This window comes from Antrihabitans stalagmiti, from assembly GCF_016482825.1.
GTDB classification, from domain to species: domain Bacteria; phylum Actinomycetota; class Actinomycetes; order Mycobacteriales; family Mycobacteriaceae; genus Antrihabitans; species Antrihabitans stalagmiti.
Map to the genome: position 1 here is coordinate 130513 of NZ_JAEMNV010000005.1, position 18082 is coordinate 148594.

Sequence of the window (18082 nt, forward strand, 5' to 3'; positions counted from 1 at the left end):
GTAACGGTCAGGGTCGGTATTCCGACCGGTAGAGAGCCTAGTCGGCGGTACCGGGGGCAGTCTCGGGCAGGTCCACAACTTCGGCGTCCACAACGTCGGCATCGCCCACCTCGGCGACCTCGGCGTCGGCGGCATCGACTTCGACATCCACTGCTTCGACCACTTCGGCTTCCACGATGTCGCTGTCGTTGTGCGCTGCAGCTTCGCCGGACTCGACGGCCAACTGAGGGTCGTCCTCGACGATTTCGGCGTCGATGGCGACGGGCTCGGCGACGACACGAACCTCGTCCTCGCCTCGGCTCTTCCGCGCGGCTGCGGCGGTTCCGTTTCGGCCGAATATGAATGCCGACGCCGATCCGAGCAACGCCAACCAGCCCGCGACGGCCGCGCCCGCGGCAAATGCCTGAGCGCCGACGTGTCCGAACGTTCCGAGTTCGCCGCCGGCAGCGAAGGCGAGGAGACCGAAAACGACTCCCACACCGAGACCACCCGCCAGCGCAGCTTGCGCTGCTGCAGTCCGATCCGTATTCGCCGCGGCGCACTCGCGTCCGAGTTGCACTGCGACGTACACCGGAACGACGAGCAACGCAGGCCACCACGGCTGTGCCGTTCCAGTCGGCACCGCGGCAAGGACGGGTAGCCCGGGGACGGGTCCACCGACCACACCGAAAAGTCCGATCGACGCGACGCCGATGTTGGCAGTGGCCCCGACGACGACCGCACCGACTCCGACGACGACGTTCGGCAGATACGCCATTGACAGCAAACCCATGCCGAGCCCGCCGACGAAACCATCCGATGTGTGCAGCAACTCGAGCATCGTCGACAACGATGCGAGCAGAGAAACAACGGTGACGACGGCCGCACATACGAGTAGACGACGAATCGCGTGCAGACCGGCGGTCGTGCCTGCGATCACCCAACTCGGCACCTGCGCGGACACGACGAGGTAGCGCCACCGTGCGGTCGCAACGCCGAGCGCGGCCGCACCCAGATGCAGCGACACCACCCAGGCGAACGCGGCGAGCGTGTTCGGCGACTGGAGTGAGATGACTGCCGACGCATCCTTGATGATCGCCAAGCAGACGACGGTCACGACGAACGGGCCACCGACCGCCGCACCGACGATCCAGCCGATTTCACGTCGCGAGGTCAGCGGTTCGATTGCGGCGCTGCATCCGCGGACGACCATCCACAGCAGACCGAAAGTCGGCAGCAGGGGCAGCACTCCGATGGCCGTGCTGCCGATCGTCGGACCGACCTGGTGGACGCCGAGCCACGTGGCAGCGATCGCACCTGCTGTGCCGGTGAGGTCGCTGTTGGCCGTCACGAGAGTGACGAGAATGATCGCGGAGATCAGCGTCAGAACGACGACCGTCGGGCGGAAGGCTACAAGCAGCAGTCGTTTCGCGAGGTCGGGCGTCAGGGCTGGTTGTGCAGGCGCCCGACTGCCGGATCGCGTGTCGTTCGTGCGCGTTGTCGAATCAAGCAGAGCACTCATCCCTCCGAGCGTGACACTTCCGTCGGCGCGCAGTGCTCAGGCGCGCCGACGGAAGTCGGAAGTCACACTCTCGTTTCAGCTGCTCGTCGGGCAACTGCTCGTCGGGTCGACTACTCGTTGGGATTACGAAACGCCTGCGTGGCGTCGTTGCCGCCGTCGGGCGCGCGATGCTGCGGTGCCGCGGAACCGAAGTTCAGCTGCGAACCGTACTGCTGACCCGGCTGACCCTGCTGAGCCGAAGGCGGCTGGTACTGCTGCGTCGGAGCTGCCTGACCCTGGGGTGCCGACGGCGCACTCTGCTGCCCGCCCTGCGGTCCGGGCTGCTGTCCACCCTGTGGGCCACCCTGCTGGCCGTAACCCGCCGGTGCGCCGTAGGACGACTGCTGCGCCTGTCCGTAGCCCTGGCCCTGGCCGTAACCCTGCTGCTGCGGCTGGCCGTAGCCACCCTGACCGTAGGTCTGGCCCGGCTGGCCGTAACCCTGCTGGCCGTAACCGCCGAAAGCGGGAGCGGGCCGAGGCGCCGGTGCCTTGATGATGCCGGCTCCGAAGAGGAACGCGGCTACCGCAGCTCCTGCCTGAATCAGGCTGAGCAGCAAGACGATCCAGCCACCGAAGGCGACCTTGACACCGTCGGACACCGTGAATACCTGGAAGAGAAGCGTGAGAAATGCGGTAACCGAAACGGCGGCTGCCGGGGCGATCCACTCCTGCTTCGGCAGCAGCGAAAGTCCAGCGAACAGACCGCCGAGCAGCAGCAGCGCGACGATCAGCGAGCCGCCGGACTGGGACTCGAAGAACTTGATGCTCTCTCCGCCGTCGAAGTCCGCGGCCAGGTACGGCGCGAAGCCTGCGAGAAAGTTCAGTACGCCGAGTCCTGCGACGACTGCCGTCAGAATCCACGGCAATCCCTTGGCTGCTGTGGTTGCGGAGGTTGCGTTCGGGTTCGGCTGGGCCGGCTGACCGTACCCGGAACCCCCCTGCGGGTTAGACATGGTCTTGCTCCTTGTTCAAGTCGCGAGTAGTCACACGGAACGCTACTGCACAAACTCCCCGAACGACCGACGGTCGCCTCGTTGCGCTTGTTTCAGCAACGAGGCGACCGTATCGGATCGCGTATCGGATCGGTTGGCTGCCTAGGCGGTCACAGCTGCCTGTTGCAGGATCTCCCGTGCCAGACCAGCGGTTTCGGACGGCGTCTTGCCGACTTTCACTCCCGCTGCTTCCAATGCATCCTTCTTGCCCTGCGCGGTGCCCGACGAGCCCGACACGATGGCGCCAGCGTGGCCCATCGTCTTGCCTTCGGGTGCGGTGAATCCCGCGACGTAGCCGACGACGGGCTTGGTCACGTTGGCCTTGATGTACTCGGCCGCGCGCTCTTCGGCGTCGCCGCCGATTTCGCCGATCATGACGATGAGCTTGGTGTCGGGGTCCTTCTCGAAGGCCTCGATCGCGTCGATGTGGGTCGTACCGATGACCGGATCGCCGCCGATGCCGATGGCGGTGGAGAAACCGAAGTCACGGAGTTCGAACATCATCTGGTAGGTCAGCGTGCCCGACTTGGAGACCAGGCCGATCGGTCCGGTGCCCGTGATGTTGGCGGGGGTGATGCCGACGAGGGCTTCGCCGGGCGTGATGATGCCGGGGCAGTTCGGTCCGATGATCCGGGTCTTCTTGCCCTTTTCGACGTTGTAGGCCCACGCGTACGCGGAGTCCTGCACCGGAATGCCTTCGGTGATGACCACGAGCAGGCCGATCTCGGCGTCGATGGCTTCGACGATCGCATCCTTCGCGAACTTCGGCGGGACGAACGCGATTGACACGTCGGCGCCGGTCTTCTCGATCGCTTCGGCAACGGTCCCGAACACCGGGATCTCGAGTGCCGCACCGGATGCGTCGGTGTGACTGACGGTGGTGCCCGCCTTGCGAGCGTTGACACCGCCGACGATCTGGGTGCCTGCCTTGAGCATCAGCGCGGTGTGCTTGGTGCCTTCGCCGCCGGTGATGCCCTGGACGATGACCTTGGAATCTTTGTTGAGGTAAATAGACACAGCCTGTTTTCCTTTACTTGGCCGAAGCCAGTTCGGCGGCCTTGTCGGCGCCCTCGTCCATGGTCGCCGCCAGCGTCACCAGCGGGTGCGCAGCGTCTGCGAGAATCTTGCGGCCTTCCTCGACCTTGTTGCCGTCGAGGCGAACCACCAGTGGCTTGTTGGCCTCGTCGCCGAGCGTCTGCAACGCGCCGACGATGCCGTTCGCGACCGCGTCACATGCGGTGATACCGCCGAAGACGTTCACGAACACACTCTTGACCTGTTCGTCGTTGAGAATGACGTCGAGTCCGGCTGCCATGACCTCCGCAGACGCACCGCCACCGATATCGAGGAAGTTCGCAGGCTTGACTCCGCCATGCTTCTCCCCCGCATAGGCGACGACGTCCAACGTCGACATGACCAGACCCGCACCGTTGCCGATGATGCCGACCGCACCGTCGAGCTTGACGTAGTTGAGGTCGTTCTCCTTGGCCTTCAGTTCGAGCGGATCGGTTGCGTCCTTGTCCTCGAACTCGGCGTGGCCCGGCTGCCGGAAGTCGGCGTTCGCGTCGAGGGTCACCTTGCCGTCGAGGGCGAGAATCTGATCGTCGGGCGTACGGACGAGTGGGTTGACCTCGACGAGGAGTGCGTCTTCGGAGACGAAGACCTCCCACAGTTTCTGGATCGTGACCGCAGCGGCGTCGAGCACCTCGGCGGGCAGGTGGCCCTGCTCGGCGATGCTGCGAGCGAAGGCGAGGTCGACACCCTTGACGGCGTCGACGGCGACCTTGGCAAGTCGGTCCGGCTTTGTTGCGGCAACTTCCTCGATCTCCATGCCGCCTTCGACCGAGCACATCGCAAGGTAGGTGCGGTTGGTGCGATCGAGCAGGAACGAGATGTAGTACTCCTCGGCGATGTCCTTCGCCTCGGCGACGAGCAACTTCTTGACTACGTGGCCTTTGATGTCGAGGCCGAGGATGTTCTGCGCGTGGGTAAGCGCTTCGTCTGCGTTTGCTGCGTACTTGACTCCACCGGCCTTGCCGCGGCCGCCGACCTTGACCTGGGCTTTGACCATCACCGGCTTGCCGATTTCTTCGGCGATCCGCTTGGCCTCGTCGGCGTTGTCGGTAACTCGGCCTTTCGACGAAGGAACTCCGTGTTTTTCGAAGAGCTCTTTCGCCTGGTATTCGAAGAGATCCATCTGCTCACCGTCTCGTCTGCGTTGACACCCACTCGCGGGTAGGAGCGGGTCAGGTTCGGACTTTAGCCACTTCGTTGCATCGTCAATCGACCGCATACATGCTATGTGGTTCATCTCACTCGGCGACCGACATTGCGAAGGAATTCACCAGCGTCTCGATCGCCGTTCGACGACGTCTTCGCTGGTCACGCCCACGATATCGCTACTGACGAGTAACCATGACGGGTTCGGTCGCAATTGGCTGCGCAGCGGCGGTTGGAACACGTTCCGTGACACGCCCGAGATGTCTCGATATGACATCGACCCCTTTGGAGGCTCTGCACATATTCCCAGGTCAGTTTGTGATGCATCTCACATATCTGGATTCGTGGCCCCGTTAACTTGCGCTGCTTGCAATCGTTTCGTTACCGTCCTCGAGGTCTAAGTCACAACCTGGTCACGGAGGGAACGGCGCATCTTGTCGCAACATCGCAGTCCGTTCACACCCAGCCGTTTCGTGACCGATCAGGCGGATCCTTCGGGAGCGTTCGACAATCGCCTCGACAACACCAGCTTCGAGTTCGGAACGAACTTCGACGACGCCGATGGCCCCTATGGCCGTCGCCCGGGTGTGCTCGGTCCCTCATCGACCGAGCAGTCATTCGGATATCAGCCCAATCGTCAGGATCGTTACATTTCAAATCCGGAGCTCGACCGCGAAACCGACCGAGTCACCGAGTACTCATCATCGACCTACAGCTTCCGCAGCTGGGACGACGAAGCCGCTAGCTCCTCCGACTACCGCGCCGAGTTCGGTCCGGTAAGCCATCGGCGTCCGAGCGCAGAGTCGGCAGGTAGCTCCGAACAAGGCCCCAAGCGTCGTCGCGGCGCACACCGCCTCCCCGCTCCCCCTGCCGCCCTGAAAGGTCGCGCGGCGGTCGTAGCCGTCGCAGCGGGCGCAGTCGTCTCAGCGGGCCAGGCAGCGGTCAGCAGCAGCACCGACACGTCGCCTTCGATCGCCGACGTCGCGCTCTCCTCCGACGCACAGTCGGGCATCGCCGCCACAGCAATGCCACAGGCGGCGCAGTTCGTCGATACGGCAGGTGTCGCGGTCACTCCCGAGAACGAGTCCAAGACAGCGCCGCAGCTGCTCAACATCGCAGCGCCGCTCGATCCGACACAGTTCGCCGGCCTCATCGAAAAGGGCCAGAAGTTCGCCCAGGATCGCGCCGCACGCGAAGCCAAGGCTCTGCGTCCGCTGTTCGCACTCCCCGCGGTCGGATCGTTCACCTCCGGCTTCGGTGCTCGCTGGGGCACGCTGCATGCCGGTGTCGACATCGCCAACGCAATCGGCACGCCGATCCTCGCCGTCGCCGACGGCACCGTGATCGACGCGGGTCCGGCTAGCGGCTTCGGCATGTGGGTCCGCCTCAAGCACGCCGACGGCACCGTCACCATCTACGGCCACATCGACTCGGCGACCGTCACGGTCGGGCAGCAGGTCATGGCAGGCGACGAGATCGCCAAGATGGGCAACCGCGGCTTCTCGACCGGTCCACACTGCCACTTCGAGGTGTGGCTCAACGGCACCGACAAGGTCGACCCGCTTCCGTGGCTCGCCTCGCGCGGTATCAGCCTCGGCGTCGAACGCGACTGATTCGCACCACCTTTCATCGCCAATAGCGGTGTGAGAGCACCCCTGCCGTCGCTGGGCGACGTGAAGGTGCCCCCGACACCACCGCGCGGCTGACGCCCTACAGCTTCATCATCGGCGCGCCGAAGCCTGGGACCACACGGACCTTGCCTGCGGAGCCGAAGTCGATCGTCACAGTCGGGTACTGACCGAGGGTGTCTTCGGAGATGACGGTCCCGAGGCCGTACTTGTCGTGATTGACACGGTCACCGAGCTTGTAGACCTCGACGGCCTTACCTCTGACGGATCCGGGCGCAGGCCTGGGCGACCCGTAGCTCTCGGCTCGTCTGCTCGGCCCACCGAAGCCGGACCCGCCGGTCCGTGTCCAATCGCGCGACTGCCCGCGACCGATGGCGTTGCCGACGGACTTGCCCGGATCGAGCCTGCGCCAGTTGATGAGTTCGTTCGGGATCTCCTGCAGAAACCGCGACTCCGCGTTGCTGATGGGCTGACCCCATGCCGACCTGACGATGGCTCTGGTGAGATAGAGACGCTTTCGGGCCCTCGTGATACCCACATAGGCCAATCGGCGCTCCTCGGACAACTCAGCGGCATCTCCGAGTGCTCGCATGTGCGGGAACTGGCCGTCTTCCCAGCCGGTGACGAACACGATCGGAAATTCGAGCCCCTTCGCCGTGTGCAGCGTCATCATCGTGACGACGCCGGACCCCGAATCGGGCAGCTGGTCGGTGTCGGCGACGAGGGACACCCGCTCGAGGAACGCCGCGAGCGACCCCGGATCGACCTCACCGTCGGCGACCGCGGCTTCGCGTGTGCCCTCGGCGTCGGCGAGCGCCGCGGCATTGCGTGCCTCGGAACTGAATTCCGCTGCGACGCTGACCAATTCGTTGAGGTTGTCGAGTCGGGCACCGTCCTGCGGATCGCTGCTCGCAGCAAGTTCGGCACGATAGCCGGTGCGTTCCAATATCGCTTCGACCATCTCGCCGACGTCGAAGTAGCCACCTTCGGTGTTTCCGACCTCGCGGATGCCGTCCATCATCTCGAGAAACGCCTGGATGCAGCGCTGCGAACGGGTGTTGAGCAGCGGGACCACACCTCGTCCCGCGTCGCGAAGTGCCTCCGCGAAACTGATGTTCTTCTGCTCTGCGTGCACGGCGACGCAAGCCTCCGCGCGGTCGCCGATGCCGCGGCGAGGCGTGTTCAGAATCCTGCGCAGGCTGACCGTGTCCTCGGGGTTGTCCAGGACCCGCAGGTACGCGACAGCATCACGAACCTCCTTGCGTTCGTAGAAGCGCACACCGCCGACCACCTTGTAGGGCAGCCCACGACGGATGAACATCTCTTCGAGCGCACGCGACGAGTTGTTCGTGCGATAGAAGACCGCCACGTCGCTGAACTTGGCCTCGCCTGCATCGGAGAGCCGGTCGATCTCGGAGGCGACGAACGTCGCTTCGTCGTGCTCGTTGTCTGCGACGTACCCGGTGATCAACTCGCCGTCACCGGAATCGGTCCACAGTCGCTTCTCACGGCGACCCGCGTTGCGCGAGATCAGGGCATTGGCCGCGGAAAGGATGTGCTGGGTCGAGCGGTAGTTCTGCTCGAGCAGGATCGTCCGAGCATCCGGATAGTCGCGCTCGAATTCTTCGATATTTCGTATCGTCGCGCCGCGAAACGCATAGATGGACTGGTCGGCGTCGCCGACGACGCAGAGTTCGCTCGGGGCGATGGCTGCAGCGGGGTCGTCGGGATTGTCTACGGTCTCGGAGCTGCCGCCGACCAGTTCCTTCACGAGGACGTACTGCGCGTGGTTGGTGTCCTGGTACTCGTCGACGAGCACGTGCCTGAACCGTCTGCGGTAGTACTCAGCGACCTGCGGGTAGTTCTGCAGCACCGCGACGGTCTCGCCGATGAGATCGTCGAAATCCATCGCGTTCGCACTGCGCAGCCGCTTCTGATACTCGACGAACACCCTCGCGACCAGACGCTCCAACTCGGTGCCCGCCTTGTCGGCGTCGTCGGTCGCTCGCTCGGGATCGATCAGTTCGTTCTTGAGGTTGGAGATGCTCGTCGCGAGCAAACGCGCGGAGAACTTCTTCGCATCGATCTCGAAATCTCGGCTGATCATGGTGAGCAGACGACGCGAATCGTCGGCGTCGTAGATCGAGAAGTTCGAGTTGAGCCCCGGCAGCAGCGACGCCTGCATCCGCAGGATCCGCACGCAGCTCGCATGGAACGTGGACACCCACATGTTGCGAGCACGGGGCCCGACGATGCCGATCACCCGCTCGCGCATCTCGCCTGCGGCCTTGTTGGTGAACGTGATCGCGAGAATCTGGCCCGGCGTCGCTCCACGCGCAGCAAGGAGGTACGCGATCCGGCGGGTAAGTACCGCCGTCTTGCCCGAGCCTGCGCCCGCGACGATCAGCAGCGGCGACCCGGTGTGGACGACAGCTTCACGTTGTTGTGGATTGAGACCGTCGAGCAGCCGCTCGGCCGTCTCTGCCGCGGTCTCCTTCGCCGACGGGACCGATCCTCCCTTGGGCGCAGTTGCTGCATCGGTCGCTGAATCCTTGGTCACAATGCTCATTTCCGGGTACAGCTCATTTTCTGGGTGCTGCTCATTACCGAGTTCATTTCCCGAACACGCTACCGGCGCGCACCGACATCGCAGCCATCGCCGCATTCGACGCCGGAGCCGGATGGAGCAACGGTAACGGCCCGATTACAGTATGATTAAGGCCCCCTGGTCAGCGGCATCGCCCGATGCGACCTGGGCCGACGTCCAACTCACAGCTAGGTCACAGGACTTTCTGTTTTGACAGACTCAGGACCCGTGGCAGACTAATTTCATGATCAGAGTCGGTGCACCCCAGTTTCCAGAGATTTCCGACCGGTAGTCGCTACTGGAGACTGCAAGCCTGACCAGTCCACGTACCTGGGCTTTTAGACAAATTCCAGGTCTGTTTCGTGGAAGAAGCACTGGATCGGTAACAACTCGACGTTGATAGGCGATCCACGTTCTGACACGAGGAGAAGATATGAGCAGCCCGACAAAGACAACTGGCTCCGGTTCTTCCATGCCGCAGAGCGAGGCAGAGATCGAAAAGCTCCGCAAGGAGATCGATCAGCTCGACGCCGAGATCTTGGCGGCGATCAAGCGACGCACTGAGGTTTCCCGCATCATCGGCCGCACGCGAATGGCTTCGGGCGGCACCCGCCTGGTCCACAGCCGCGAGATGAAAGTCCTCGAACGCTTCAGCGAGCTCGGCCAAGAGGGCCACACGCTTGCCATGCTGTTGCTGCGCCTCGGCCGCGGCCGCCTCGGTCACTGAACCCCCGCGTCCGCGGCACCTGCCGCTGAACCATGCTCGATCAGGGTGTCAGAGCTACATACTTCGTCTCCAGATACTCGTCGATACCTTCGAAACCGCCTTCTCGACCGAACCCGGACGCTTTGACGCCGCCGAACGGTGCAGCCGCATCCGAGATCACTCCCCTGTTCACACCGACCATCCCCGTCTCCAGAGCCTCGGCCACGCGTAGCGCGCGGTCGAGGTTTTCTGTGTAGATGTAGGCGACCAAGCCGTACTCGGTGTCGTTGGCCGCGGCGACAGCTTCCTCCTCCGTGTCGAAGCCGACGATCGGCGCGACCGGCCCGAACACCTCTTCCCGCAGGATCCGTGCGTTGGCAGGAACATCGGCGAGCACGGTCGCGGGATAGAAGAATCCGGCACCGCCCGGTGCCTTGCCGCCCAGTTCGAGGCTCGCGCCGACCGCAACGGCATCGTCGACCAGCTCGGTCACGGTTGCGAGTTGGTCCGCGTTGATCAGCGGTCCGAGTGTGGTCGCCGGATCGGTTCCGGGGCCGAGTTGCATCGTGCCCATTTTCTCGACCAGCTTGCTGGTGAACTCCGCACGCACCGAGTTGTGTACGTGGAACCGATTGGCCGCCGTGCACGCTTCGCCGCCGTTGCGGAGCTTGGCCAACATCGCGCCTTCGACGGCAGCATCGACGTCCGCGTCGTCGAAGACGACGAACGGTGCGTTGCCACCAAGTTCCATCGAGGTCCGAAGCAGTCCTTTCGCCGACTTCTCGACCAACTTCTGCCCGACCGCTGTCGACCCGGTGAACGTCAGTTTGCGCAGGCGCGGATCTTCGATGAGCGGTCCGGTCACAGCGCCGGACTGTTTGGTCGTCACGACAGAAAGCACACCCTCGGGCAGCCCGGCGTCGGCGCACAGCTGAGCGAGCAGCAACATCGTCAGCGGGGTTTCGGCGGCAGGCTTGACGATCATCGTGCACCCTGCGGCAAGCGCAGGCCCGATCTTCCTCGTGCCCATGGCGAGTGGGAAGTTCCACGGCGTGATGGCCAGGCACGGCCCCACGGGCTGTTTGGTCACGAGGATCCGGCCGTTGCCCGCGGGCGCGTGCTGGTAGCGACCATGGATGCGGACCGCTTCCTCACTGAACCAGCGGAAGAACTCGGCGCCGTAGCGGACCTCGTTGCGACTTTCGGCAATCGCCTTGCCCATTTCGAGGGTCATCAGCAGAGCCATGTCCTCGGCTCGCTTCGTGATCTCCTCGAACACAGCGCGCAGGATCTCCCCACGCTCGCGAGCGGGAGTCGCTGCCCACGTCGGCTGCACGGCGACTGCGGCGTCGAGTGCCCGCATACCGTCGGCCGGCGAGGCGTCGGCTACGTGTGCGACAGGGTCACCGGTCGCGGGGTTGTAGACCGGAAACGTTTTGCCACCCTCGGCATCGGTGGGCTTTCCAGCGATCCAAAGTTGGGTGGGAATCGAATCGATGAGTTCGCGTTCGTCCATGTTCCCAGCATGCCCGGTCGCGGACCGGAAATGGGCCGCAAGATCAAGATTCCTGCGAGACAACGCATCCGCGACGCTAGGCTCTTCGACCATGAGCAGCGATATCACCGCGAGTTCGGCATGGCAGAAGCTCGGCGACCACCTCGGCACGATTTCGTCCACACATCTTCGTGAATTGTTCGCCGACGACGAGGCGCGTGGCGCCGATCTGACTGTCACCGTCGGCGACCTGTACATCGACTACAGCAAGCACCGCGTGAATCGTGAAACCTTGCGTCTGTTGACCGATCTGGCTCGTGCAGCCGACGTCGAAGCGCGCCGCGACGCCATGTTCGCAGGCGAGCACATCAACGTGTCGGAGGATCGAGCGGTGCTGCATACGGCACTGCGGCTACCGGCAGACGCGACGCTCGAGGTCGACGGCCAGAACGTCGTCGCCGACGTGCACGAGGTGCTGGATCGGATGGGCACCTTCACCGACGCCGTCCGCTCCGGCGAGTGGCGTGGTGCAACCGGTGAGCGCATCTCGACCGTCGTCAACATCGGTATCGGCGGTTCCGATCTCGGGCCCGCCATGGTCTACCAGGCGTTGCGGCACTACGCGGACGCAGGCATCTCGGCGCGCTTCGTGTCGAACGTGGACCCCGCGGATCTGGTGTCGAAACTAGCGGGCCTCGACCCTGCGACGACGCTCTTCATCATCGCGTCGAAGACGTTCTCGACGCTGGAGACGTTGACGAACGCAACCCGCGCCCGCAGTTGGCTGACCGACGCCCTCGGTGACGACGCCGTTGCCAAGCACTTCGTCGCCGTGTCGACGAACGCCGACAAGGTCTCGGCATTCGGTATCGACACCGCCAACATGTTCGGCTTCTGGGACTGGGTCGGCGGCAGGTACTCGGTGGGTTCGGCGATCGGGCTCTCGGTGATGACCGTGATCGGCAAGGAACGTTTTGCGGAGTTCCTCGCCGGGATGCGTGCGGTCGACGAGCACTTCCTCACCGAGCCGCTCGAATCGAATGCGCCGGTGCTGCTCGGGCTGATCGGACTCTGGTATTCCAACTTCCTCGGCGCCGAATCCCGTGCCGTGCTTCCCTATTCGAACGATCTCGCCCGGTTCGCAGCGTATCTGCAGCAGCTGACGATGGAATCGAACGGCAAATCGGTCACCGCAGCAGGCACCCCCGTCACGACGTCGACCGGTGAGATCTTCTGGGGCGAGCCAGGCACCAACGGCCAGCACGCGTTCTATCAGCTGCTTCATCAGGGCACACGGCTGATCCCGGCCGACTTCATCGGCTTCGCCGAGCCGACGGACGATCTCCCGACAATGGACGGGTCGGGAAGTATGCATGACATTCTGATGAGCAACCTCTTCGCGCAGACGAAGGTCCTCGCGTTCGGCAAGACGGCCGAGGAAATCGCGGCCGACGGCACTCCCGCCGACGTCGTCCCCCACAAGGTGATGCCGGGCAACAGGCCGTCGACGACGATTCTGGCGCAACGACTGACGCCGTCGGTGGTCGGTCAGCTGATTGCGCTCTACGAGCACCAGGTCTTCGTCGAGGGCACCATCTGGGGAGTCGACTCGTTCGATCAGTGGGGCGTCGAGCTCGGCAAGAAGCAGGCACTTGAACTGGAGCCGGCACTCACGGGGGTCGAGGCGCCGGAGTCGCTCGGCGACTCGTCGACCGATCAACTTGTCGCGTGGTATCGCCGCGGTCGCGGGCGATGAGGGCGCTTCGCGCCTCGTGAGTCCTTTCGGCGCGCCGGACCTCCGAAAAGACTCACGAGGGGTGGGCCGCCTTTCGGTAATCGACGAGATGTTTCTGCGGTCCCATCGCGGCCTCGGCACGCCCATCGCTATGCAGGGATTGTGGCGCAGCAGCGAAGCGCTCGAGGTCGAGTTGCTCACCTCGATCCATTCCGCGCTTGCTAGAGGGCCGTTGGGGCGCAGGGTCGTTCGACCGCGGACCCCCGGTGCGCGGCCGTGGTGGCGACGCGATATCGGCGCATACCCGCTGTCGATCGAAGCCGCGCCGATCCCTGCCGCCAACCTGCTCGAGTGGGCGGATGCTGCCGGTGCGAACCTCGACCCCACCGACGGACCGGGTTGGCGGTTCTCGGCGGCACGCCTCGACGACGGCGGAACCGTGCTGTCGCTGGTCTGTTCCCACGTCCTCGCCGATGCGCGCGGGCTTGTGCTTGCCGTCGACCGAGCGTTGGCGGGTGAGTCCGATTACGTTGTCCCGCAGCCAGGTTCGGACTGGTCGGATGCCCGGGCCCAGTGGGCGATCGTCGCAAAGGGCACCGCTCGCGCACTCGGCAAACTAGCCACACAGCGCGAGGTGCGTGCCGAACTCGCCCGACCGCCTCGGCTGTCACGATCGGAGTCGGTCGCAACGATCCGAACCGCGATCGTCACCGTCGACACACATGAGTGGGACGAGGCCGCAACCTCTTTCGGCGGTTCGGCCAACAGCCTCTTCATCGCGGTGGTCACCGACATCCTCCGGTCCGCCGGGTACACCGAACCGAGCATCGGTGTGGCACTCCCGATCGATGTCCGCGGCGACGCCGGCATCGACAACGCCATGTCGATGACGGATATCGATGTCGTGGCGAGCGATTCACCTGCCACGATCCTGGCCAAGTGCCGGACCGCCTACCTCGCGCCAATGACAAGTCCGGCCGGTTTTCCGGAGGAACTACTCGGCGTGCTCCCCGACCGCCTTGCCCATCGCCTCGCCGAGGGTGCAGGCGAACGCGATGTGCTGTGCTCGAACATCGGTGTTATCGCCGACCGCATCGCCGATCTCGGTGGGCACCGCAGCACCGGTATCGCGACTCGCGCGCTGCACCCGGGCCTTACGGTCGCGCAACTGAATCGGTTGCGCACCAGGCTGTCCGGGTACCTCTGCAGGTCGGGCGAGGAGTACACACTCGCTCTCGTCGCCCTCGACCCACAGTTGTTCGGCTCGAACTCGGCACTGCTCGAACTCGCGCTCGAACGTATCGCGCGCTACGGCGTCACCGCCCGAGCGTGGTGACCGGTCGGTGCCGAACATGTTCCGGCACATCGACGCCGGGCTCGAGGTCGGTAGACGTCACCGGGTCGCCCCAACTCTGCTGCAGCGGAAGCACTCCCGCCCACACGCCACCGGCTTCGATATCGGATAGGTCGTCGCCGGGTCCACCGCTGCGCATCTTGACCGATGCTTCGGTCAGATCGATCGCATGCACACTCGTCGCAGCCAACTCACGCTTGTTCGGCTGTCGCACCACATCCCACGCGCCGGGCGCGAGGTGTTCGACGATCGACTGCAGTGCAGCTGCCTTCTCGTCGCCGCTCACCTGGCGGCAGCGGCCGAACACAACGGCGGAGCGGTAGTTCATCGAGAAATGCATGGCGCTGCGCGCATAGACGATGCCGTCGAGCAGGGTCACGGTGATCGACACGTCGGCCGCGAGCGCTTCGCGCAAACTCCGCGCGCCTGTCGAGCCGTGCAGGTAGAGCGTGTCTCCTGACCGAGCAAAGCTGGTGGGAAGCACGACGGGCGAGCCGTCGACGACGATGCCCAGATGGCAGATCAAGGCCGCATCCAAGATCTCGTACAGGTCCGCGCGGTCGGTCCTGGCGCGGTCCTTGAGTCGCTTGACCGTGCTGCGAGGAGTTGGCGAAAGAGTATCGGTGTTGGACATAACACCATCTTGCGAGCAATAGTGGCATCACAACAGTGCCAATTGGACGCAATATCGAAAGGCCACTTTCGTGAACGACGACCTCCCGATCACCCTCGATCGCGCCGCAGGCACTCCACTGGCGACCCAAGTTGCCGACGCTTTCCGCGCTGCGGCTACCGACGGTCGGTTGCGTGCAGGCGACAAGTTGCCGTCCTCGCGCAGACTTGCCGACACGCTGGGTGTCAGCCGGACCGTCACGTCTGCGGCGTACGACCAACTGCACGCCGAAGGCTGGATCACGGGCAAGCACGGTGCGGGAACCTTCATCACCACCGCACCGAAACCCAGCCCGGCACATGATGTTTCCTACGAATTACCCGTCGGCGACGAGGGTTTGATCGACCTTGCGCCCGGTGCGCCCTGCGTCGCGACGATCGACAAGGCTGCGTGGCGGCGAGCGTGGCGCGCTGCCGCCGACCATCCCTCCATGATTCGTCCGCAGCGGGCGGGCCTCCCCGACTACCGCGCAGCCGTAGTCGAACACCTGTTGCGGCACCGAGGCCTGGCGGCCGGTGTCGATTCGGGAACAGTACTGACGACGGCGGGAACAAGCTCCGCCACAGGTGAACTCGCCGAATCGATCCTGAAACCCGGTGATGCGGTCGCCATGGAGGAACCGGGTTACCGCAGGTCCGTCGGCGCACTGCGCGCGGCTGGAATGACCGTGGTTCCGGTACCTGTCGATGCGGAGGGATTATGCGTCGACGCGATACCGAGGGGCGTGAAAGCGGTGTATTGCACACCGGCACATCAGTTTCCGATGGGAGGACGACTGCCTGCGGCACGTCGGGTTCAGCTTGTCGACCGGGCGCGTCGTGACGGCATCATCGTCATAGAAGACGACTATGACGGCGAATTGCGTTACGACGCAGCACCACTGCCTCTACTCGCGTCGATAGGTCCGGATGTGGTCGTCCACCTCGGCACGACGAGCAAGATCCTCACCTCTGCACTCGGTGTCGGCTGGATGGTCGCACCCGCCGCTGTCGCACATGCTGTGCTCGAACACCGCGACAGAACCGGAACGAGACCGAGCCCGGCCGGGCAATTGGTTGTCCGCGAACTCGCGACCTCGGGAGACCTGGCACGCCACCTACGCCGCACCCGCCGGGAGGTATCCGAGCGGCGAGAATTTCTCGTCGAGCAGTGCGCGACCGCGGGACTATCGGTCGTCGGCGACGATGCCGGCGCACACGTGGTTGTGCTGTTGCCCTCGGCGGAAGCCGAACGTGCGGTCATCGCCGCAGGACGTGCGGCAGGTATCCACCTCGACGGGCTGAAGCGACACCACTTCGGTCCACAGTCGACGTTCGGGATCGCACTCGGCTACACCGCATGCAGCAGAGCCGAATTGCACGATTCGATTCCCACGGTCGCGGCGCTACTTGCGCCTTTCGTGCATCGAGGGCCGTCACGTACGTAGGGTGAACGAATGAGCGAACAGGACATCCTCGCGCGTATCAAAGACCTCGTCGCCGCCGAACACGATCTGCGATCGCAGACAGCAGCGGGCAAGCTCGATCCCGAGACCGAGCACAAACAGCTTGCCCAACTGGAAACGCTCCTCGATCAGTGCTGGGACCTGTTGCGGCAGCGCCGTGCTCGCATCGATGCAGGGCAATCTCCCGATGACGCAACAGTGCAGTCCGTCGTACAGGTAGAGGGCTATCTGCAATAGCTGAGCGGGTGTTCGGCGCTACGGTGAGCAGATGGCATCCGATACCTACGACGTCGTCGTAATCGGCGGCGGACCCGCGGGCGAGAACGCCGCGGCATACGCAATCGCAGGCAGCAATCGCACAGCCGTGATCGTCGAGCACGAACTGGTCGGCGGTGAGTGCTCCTACTGGGCATGTATGCCGAGCAAGGCGCTACTCCGGCCGATTCACGTCCTCTCCGGCGCTCGCGCGATCGCAGGCGTCGGCGAGCTCCTCGCCGCCGGTGGCGTAAACCTCGAGGCCGTGCTGGCACGACGGGACTCGTTCACACACAAACGTGACGACTCCTCGCAGGTGCAGTGGGCAGAGAACACCGGCATCGACGTCGTACGAGGCCACGGCAGACTGACGGGAGAGAAGACGGTCGAGGTCAGCGGCGTAGCCGGAACCACAACCCTGACCGCCCGCCACGCGGTGGTGCTTGCGACCGGAACCACGGCGAACGTGCCGAACACGCCAGGACTCCGCGAAGCACTCCCCTGGACCTCCCGCGACGCGACCAACATGACCGAAGTCCCGAAACGCGTCGCCATCATCGGCGGCGGCGTGGTCGCCTGCGAAGCCGCCACCTGGCTGCTGGCCTTCGGCGCGGACGAGGTGACGATGATCGTCCGAGGTTCGGCGCTGCTCGCCACCTCGGAAGCATTCGCGAGCGAGCGGGTCGCCGACGGGCTCACCGGGGGCCGCGGCCGAATCATCTTTCACGCCGACCTGAAGAGTGTCGACCGGCCGGACGCACAGGACACCGGGATCGGGACCATCCACGGCGGACCCGCAACACTTGACCTCGGCGACGAACAGATCGTCGTCGACGAGATCATCGTCGCGGCCGGACGCACACCGGCAAGCGCCGACATGGGACTGGCAAGTGTCGGCCTCGACGACGGACGCTACGTCGAGACGGACGATCACCTCACCGCCACAGGCGACTGGCTCTACGCAGTCGGCGACATCAACGGTCGGGCACCACTCACACACATGGGCAAGTACCAGGCGCGGGTGTGCGGCGACGTGATCGCGGCCAGGGCCGAGGGGCGGGCGATCGACGGTCCGCGTTACGCAGCGACCGCCGATCACGGCCTGGTCCCGCAGGTTGTTTTCACCGAACCCGAGGTGGCGTCGGTCGGTCGAACCGAGCGCGAAGCGAAGAAGGACGGTTTCGACGTCGAGACGGTCGAGGTCGACATCGCCGTCGCAGGGTCATCACTGGCACGCGACGACTTCGCCGGTCACGCCAAGCTGGTCATCGACAGGTCGGCCGACACGCTGCTCGGTGCAACCTTCGTCGGACCTGACGTCGGCGAGCAGATTCACGCGGCCACCATCGCGGTCGTCGGCAAGGTGCCGTTGGAAACGCTCTGGCATGCGGTTCCGTCGTATCCGACGGTGTCGGAGTTCTGGTTGCGGTTACTGGAGAAGCGCCGCGGGTAG

The 18082-nt window shown here is 64.6% G+C and carries 14 protein-coding genes; 7 read left to right on the top strand and 7 right to left on the bottom strand.

The features are described from left to right. Positions 1 to 37: 37 nt before the first annotated feature. The 4 genes from JGU71_RS29915 to sucC form a co-directional block, all read right to left on the bottom strand. Positions 38 to 1501 (bottom strand): cell division protein PerM, encoded by a 1464-nt coding sequence (locus JGU71_RS29915; protein ID WP_233529523.1) that lies wholly within the window; start codon positions 1499 to 1501, stop codon positions 38 to 40. A 110-nt stretch (positions 1502 to 1611) separates the two neighbouring features. Beyond that, positions 1612 to 2493 carry a DUF5336 domain-containing protein gene (locus JGU71_RS16900; protein WP_199705452.1) on the bottom strand — a complete coding sequence of 294 codons (882 nt, stop codon included), beginning with the start codon at positions 2491 to 2493 and terminating at the stop codon, positions 1612 to 1614. A 141-nt stretch (positions 2494 to 2634) separates the two neighbouring features. Next, a complete protein-coding gene (gene sucD, locus JGU71_RS16905) occupies positions 2635 to 3549 on the bottom strand; it encodes a succinate--CoA ligase subunit alpha (RefSeq protein WP_199705453.1) in 915 nt (304 codons plus the stop codon). Between the two features lie 13 nt (positions 3550 to 3562). Further along, positions 3563 to 4729, bottom strand: a complete 1167-nt coding sequence (sucC, locus tag JGU71_RS16910; protein ID WP_199705454.1) for an ADP-forming succinate--CoA ligase subunit beta — start codon at positions 4727 to 4729, stop codon at positions 3563 to 3565. 496 nt (positions 4730 to 5225) lie between these two features. On the opposite strand from sucC, the gene JGU71_RS16915 reads away from it, so the two are divergent. Then, positions 5226 to 6365, top strand: a complete 1140-nt coding sequence (locus tag JGU71_RS16915; RefSeq protein ID WP_307829691.1) for a M23 family metallopeptidase — start codon at positions 5226 to 5228, stop codon at positions 6363 to 6365. 97 nt (positions 6366 to 6462) lie between these two features. Here the strand turns inward: JGU71_RS16915 and pcrA are convergent, their stop codons facing one another. Next, a complete protein-coding gene (pcrA, locus tag JGU71_RS16920) occupies positions 6463 to 8949 on the bottom strand; it encodes a DNA helicase PcrA (RefSeq protein WP_199705455.1) in 2487 nt (828 codons plus the stop codon). Positions 8950 to 9400: 451 nt separating this feature from the next. On the opposite strand from pcrA, the gene JGU71_RS16925 reads away from it, so the two are divergent. After that, a complete protein-coding gene (locus tag JGU71_RS16925) occupies positions 9401 to 9694 on the top strand; it encodes a chorismate mutase (protein ID WP_199705456.1) in 294 nt (97 codons plus the stop codon). Between the two features lie 40 nt (positions 9695 to 9734). On the opposite strand, the gene JGU71_RS16930 is transcribed toward JGU71_RS16925, so the two are convergent. After that, positions 9735 to 11189, bottom strand: coding sequence for an NAD-dependent succinate-semialdehyde dehydrogenase (locus JGU71_RS16930; RefSeq protein ID WP_199705457.1), 1455 nt, complete (start codon positions 11187 to 11189; stop codon positions 9735 to 9737). Positions 11190 to 11280: 91 nt separating this feature from the next. Here JGU71_RS16930 and pgi point away from each other — a divergent pair, with 91 nt between their 5' ends. Beyond that, entirely contained in the window at positions 11281 to 12924 is a 1644-nt protein-coding gene (gene pgi, locus JGU71_RS16935; RefSeq protein WP_199705458.1) for a glucose-6-phosphate isomerase, read from the top strand. A gap of 61 nt (positions 12925 to 12985) precedes the next feature. Further along, complete coding sequence (locus tag JGU71_RS16940) at positions 12986 to 14239, top strand: hypothetical protein (RefSeq protein WP_307829692.1); 1254 nt, start codon at positions 12986 to 12988, stop codon at positions 14237 to 14239. Here the strand turns inward: JGU71_RS16940 and JGU71_RS16945 are convergent. Next, positions 14220 to 14891 (bottom strand): pyridoxamine 5'-phosphate oxidase family protein, encoded by a 672-nt coding sequence (locus JGU71_RS16945; protein ID WP_199705459.1) that lies wholly within the window; start codon positions 14889 to 14891, stop codon positions 14220 to 14222. The two genes, JGU71_RS16940 and JGU71_RS16945, sit on opposite strands and share 20 nt — an antisense overlap. 70 nt (positions 14892 to 14961) lie before the next feature. Between JGU71_RS16945 and pdxR the strand changes: the two genes are divergently transcribed. From pdxR to JGU71_RS16960, 3 genes are read left to right on the top strand one after another with little or no spacing between them, the layout of a single operon-like run. Beyond that, positions 14962 to 16356 (top strand): MocR-like pyridoxine biosynthesis transcription factor PdxR, encoded by a 1395-nt coding sequence (gene pdxR / locus JGU71_RS16950; protein ID WP_199705460.1) that lies wholly within the window; start codon positions 14962 to 14964, stop codon positions 16354 to 16356. Between the two features lie 9 nt (positions 16357 to 16365). After that, positions 16366 to 16611, top strand: a complete 246-nt coding sequence (locus JGU71_RS16955; RefSeq protein ID WP_199705461.1) for a DUF2630 family protein — start codon at positions 16366 to 16368, stop codon at positions 16609 to 16611. Between the two features lie 31 nt (positions 16612 to 16642). Further along, positions 16643 to 18082 (top strand): dihydrolipoyl dehydrogenase family protein, encoded by a 1440-nt coding sequence (locus JGU71_RS16960; RefSeq protein ID WP_199705462.1) that lies wholly within the window; start codon positions 16643 to 16645, stop codon positions 18080 to 18082.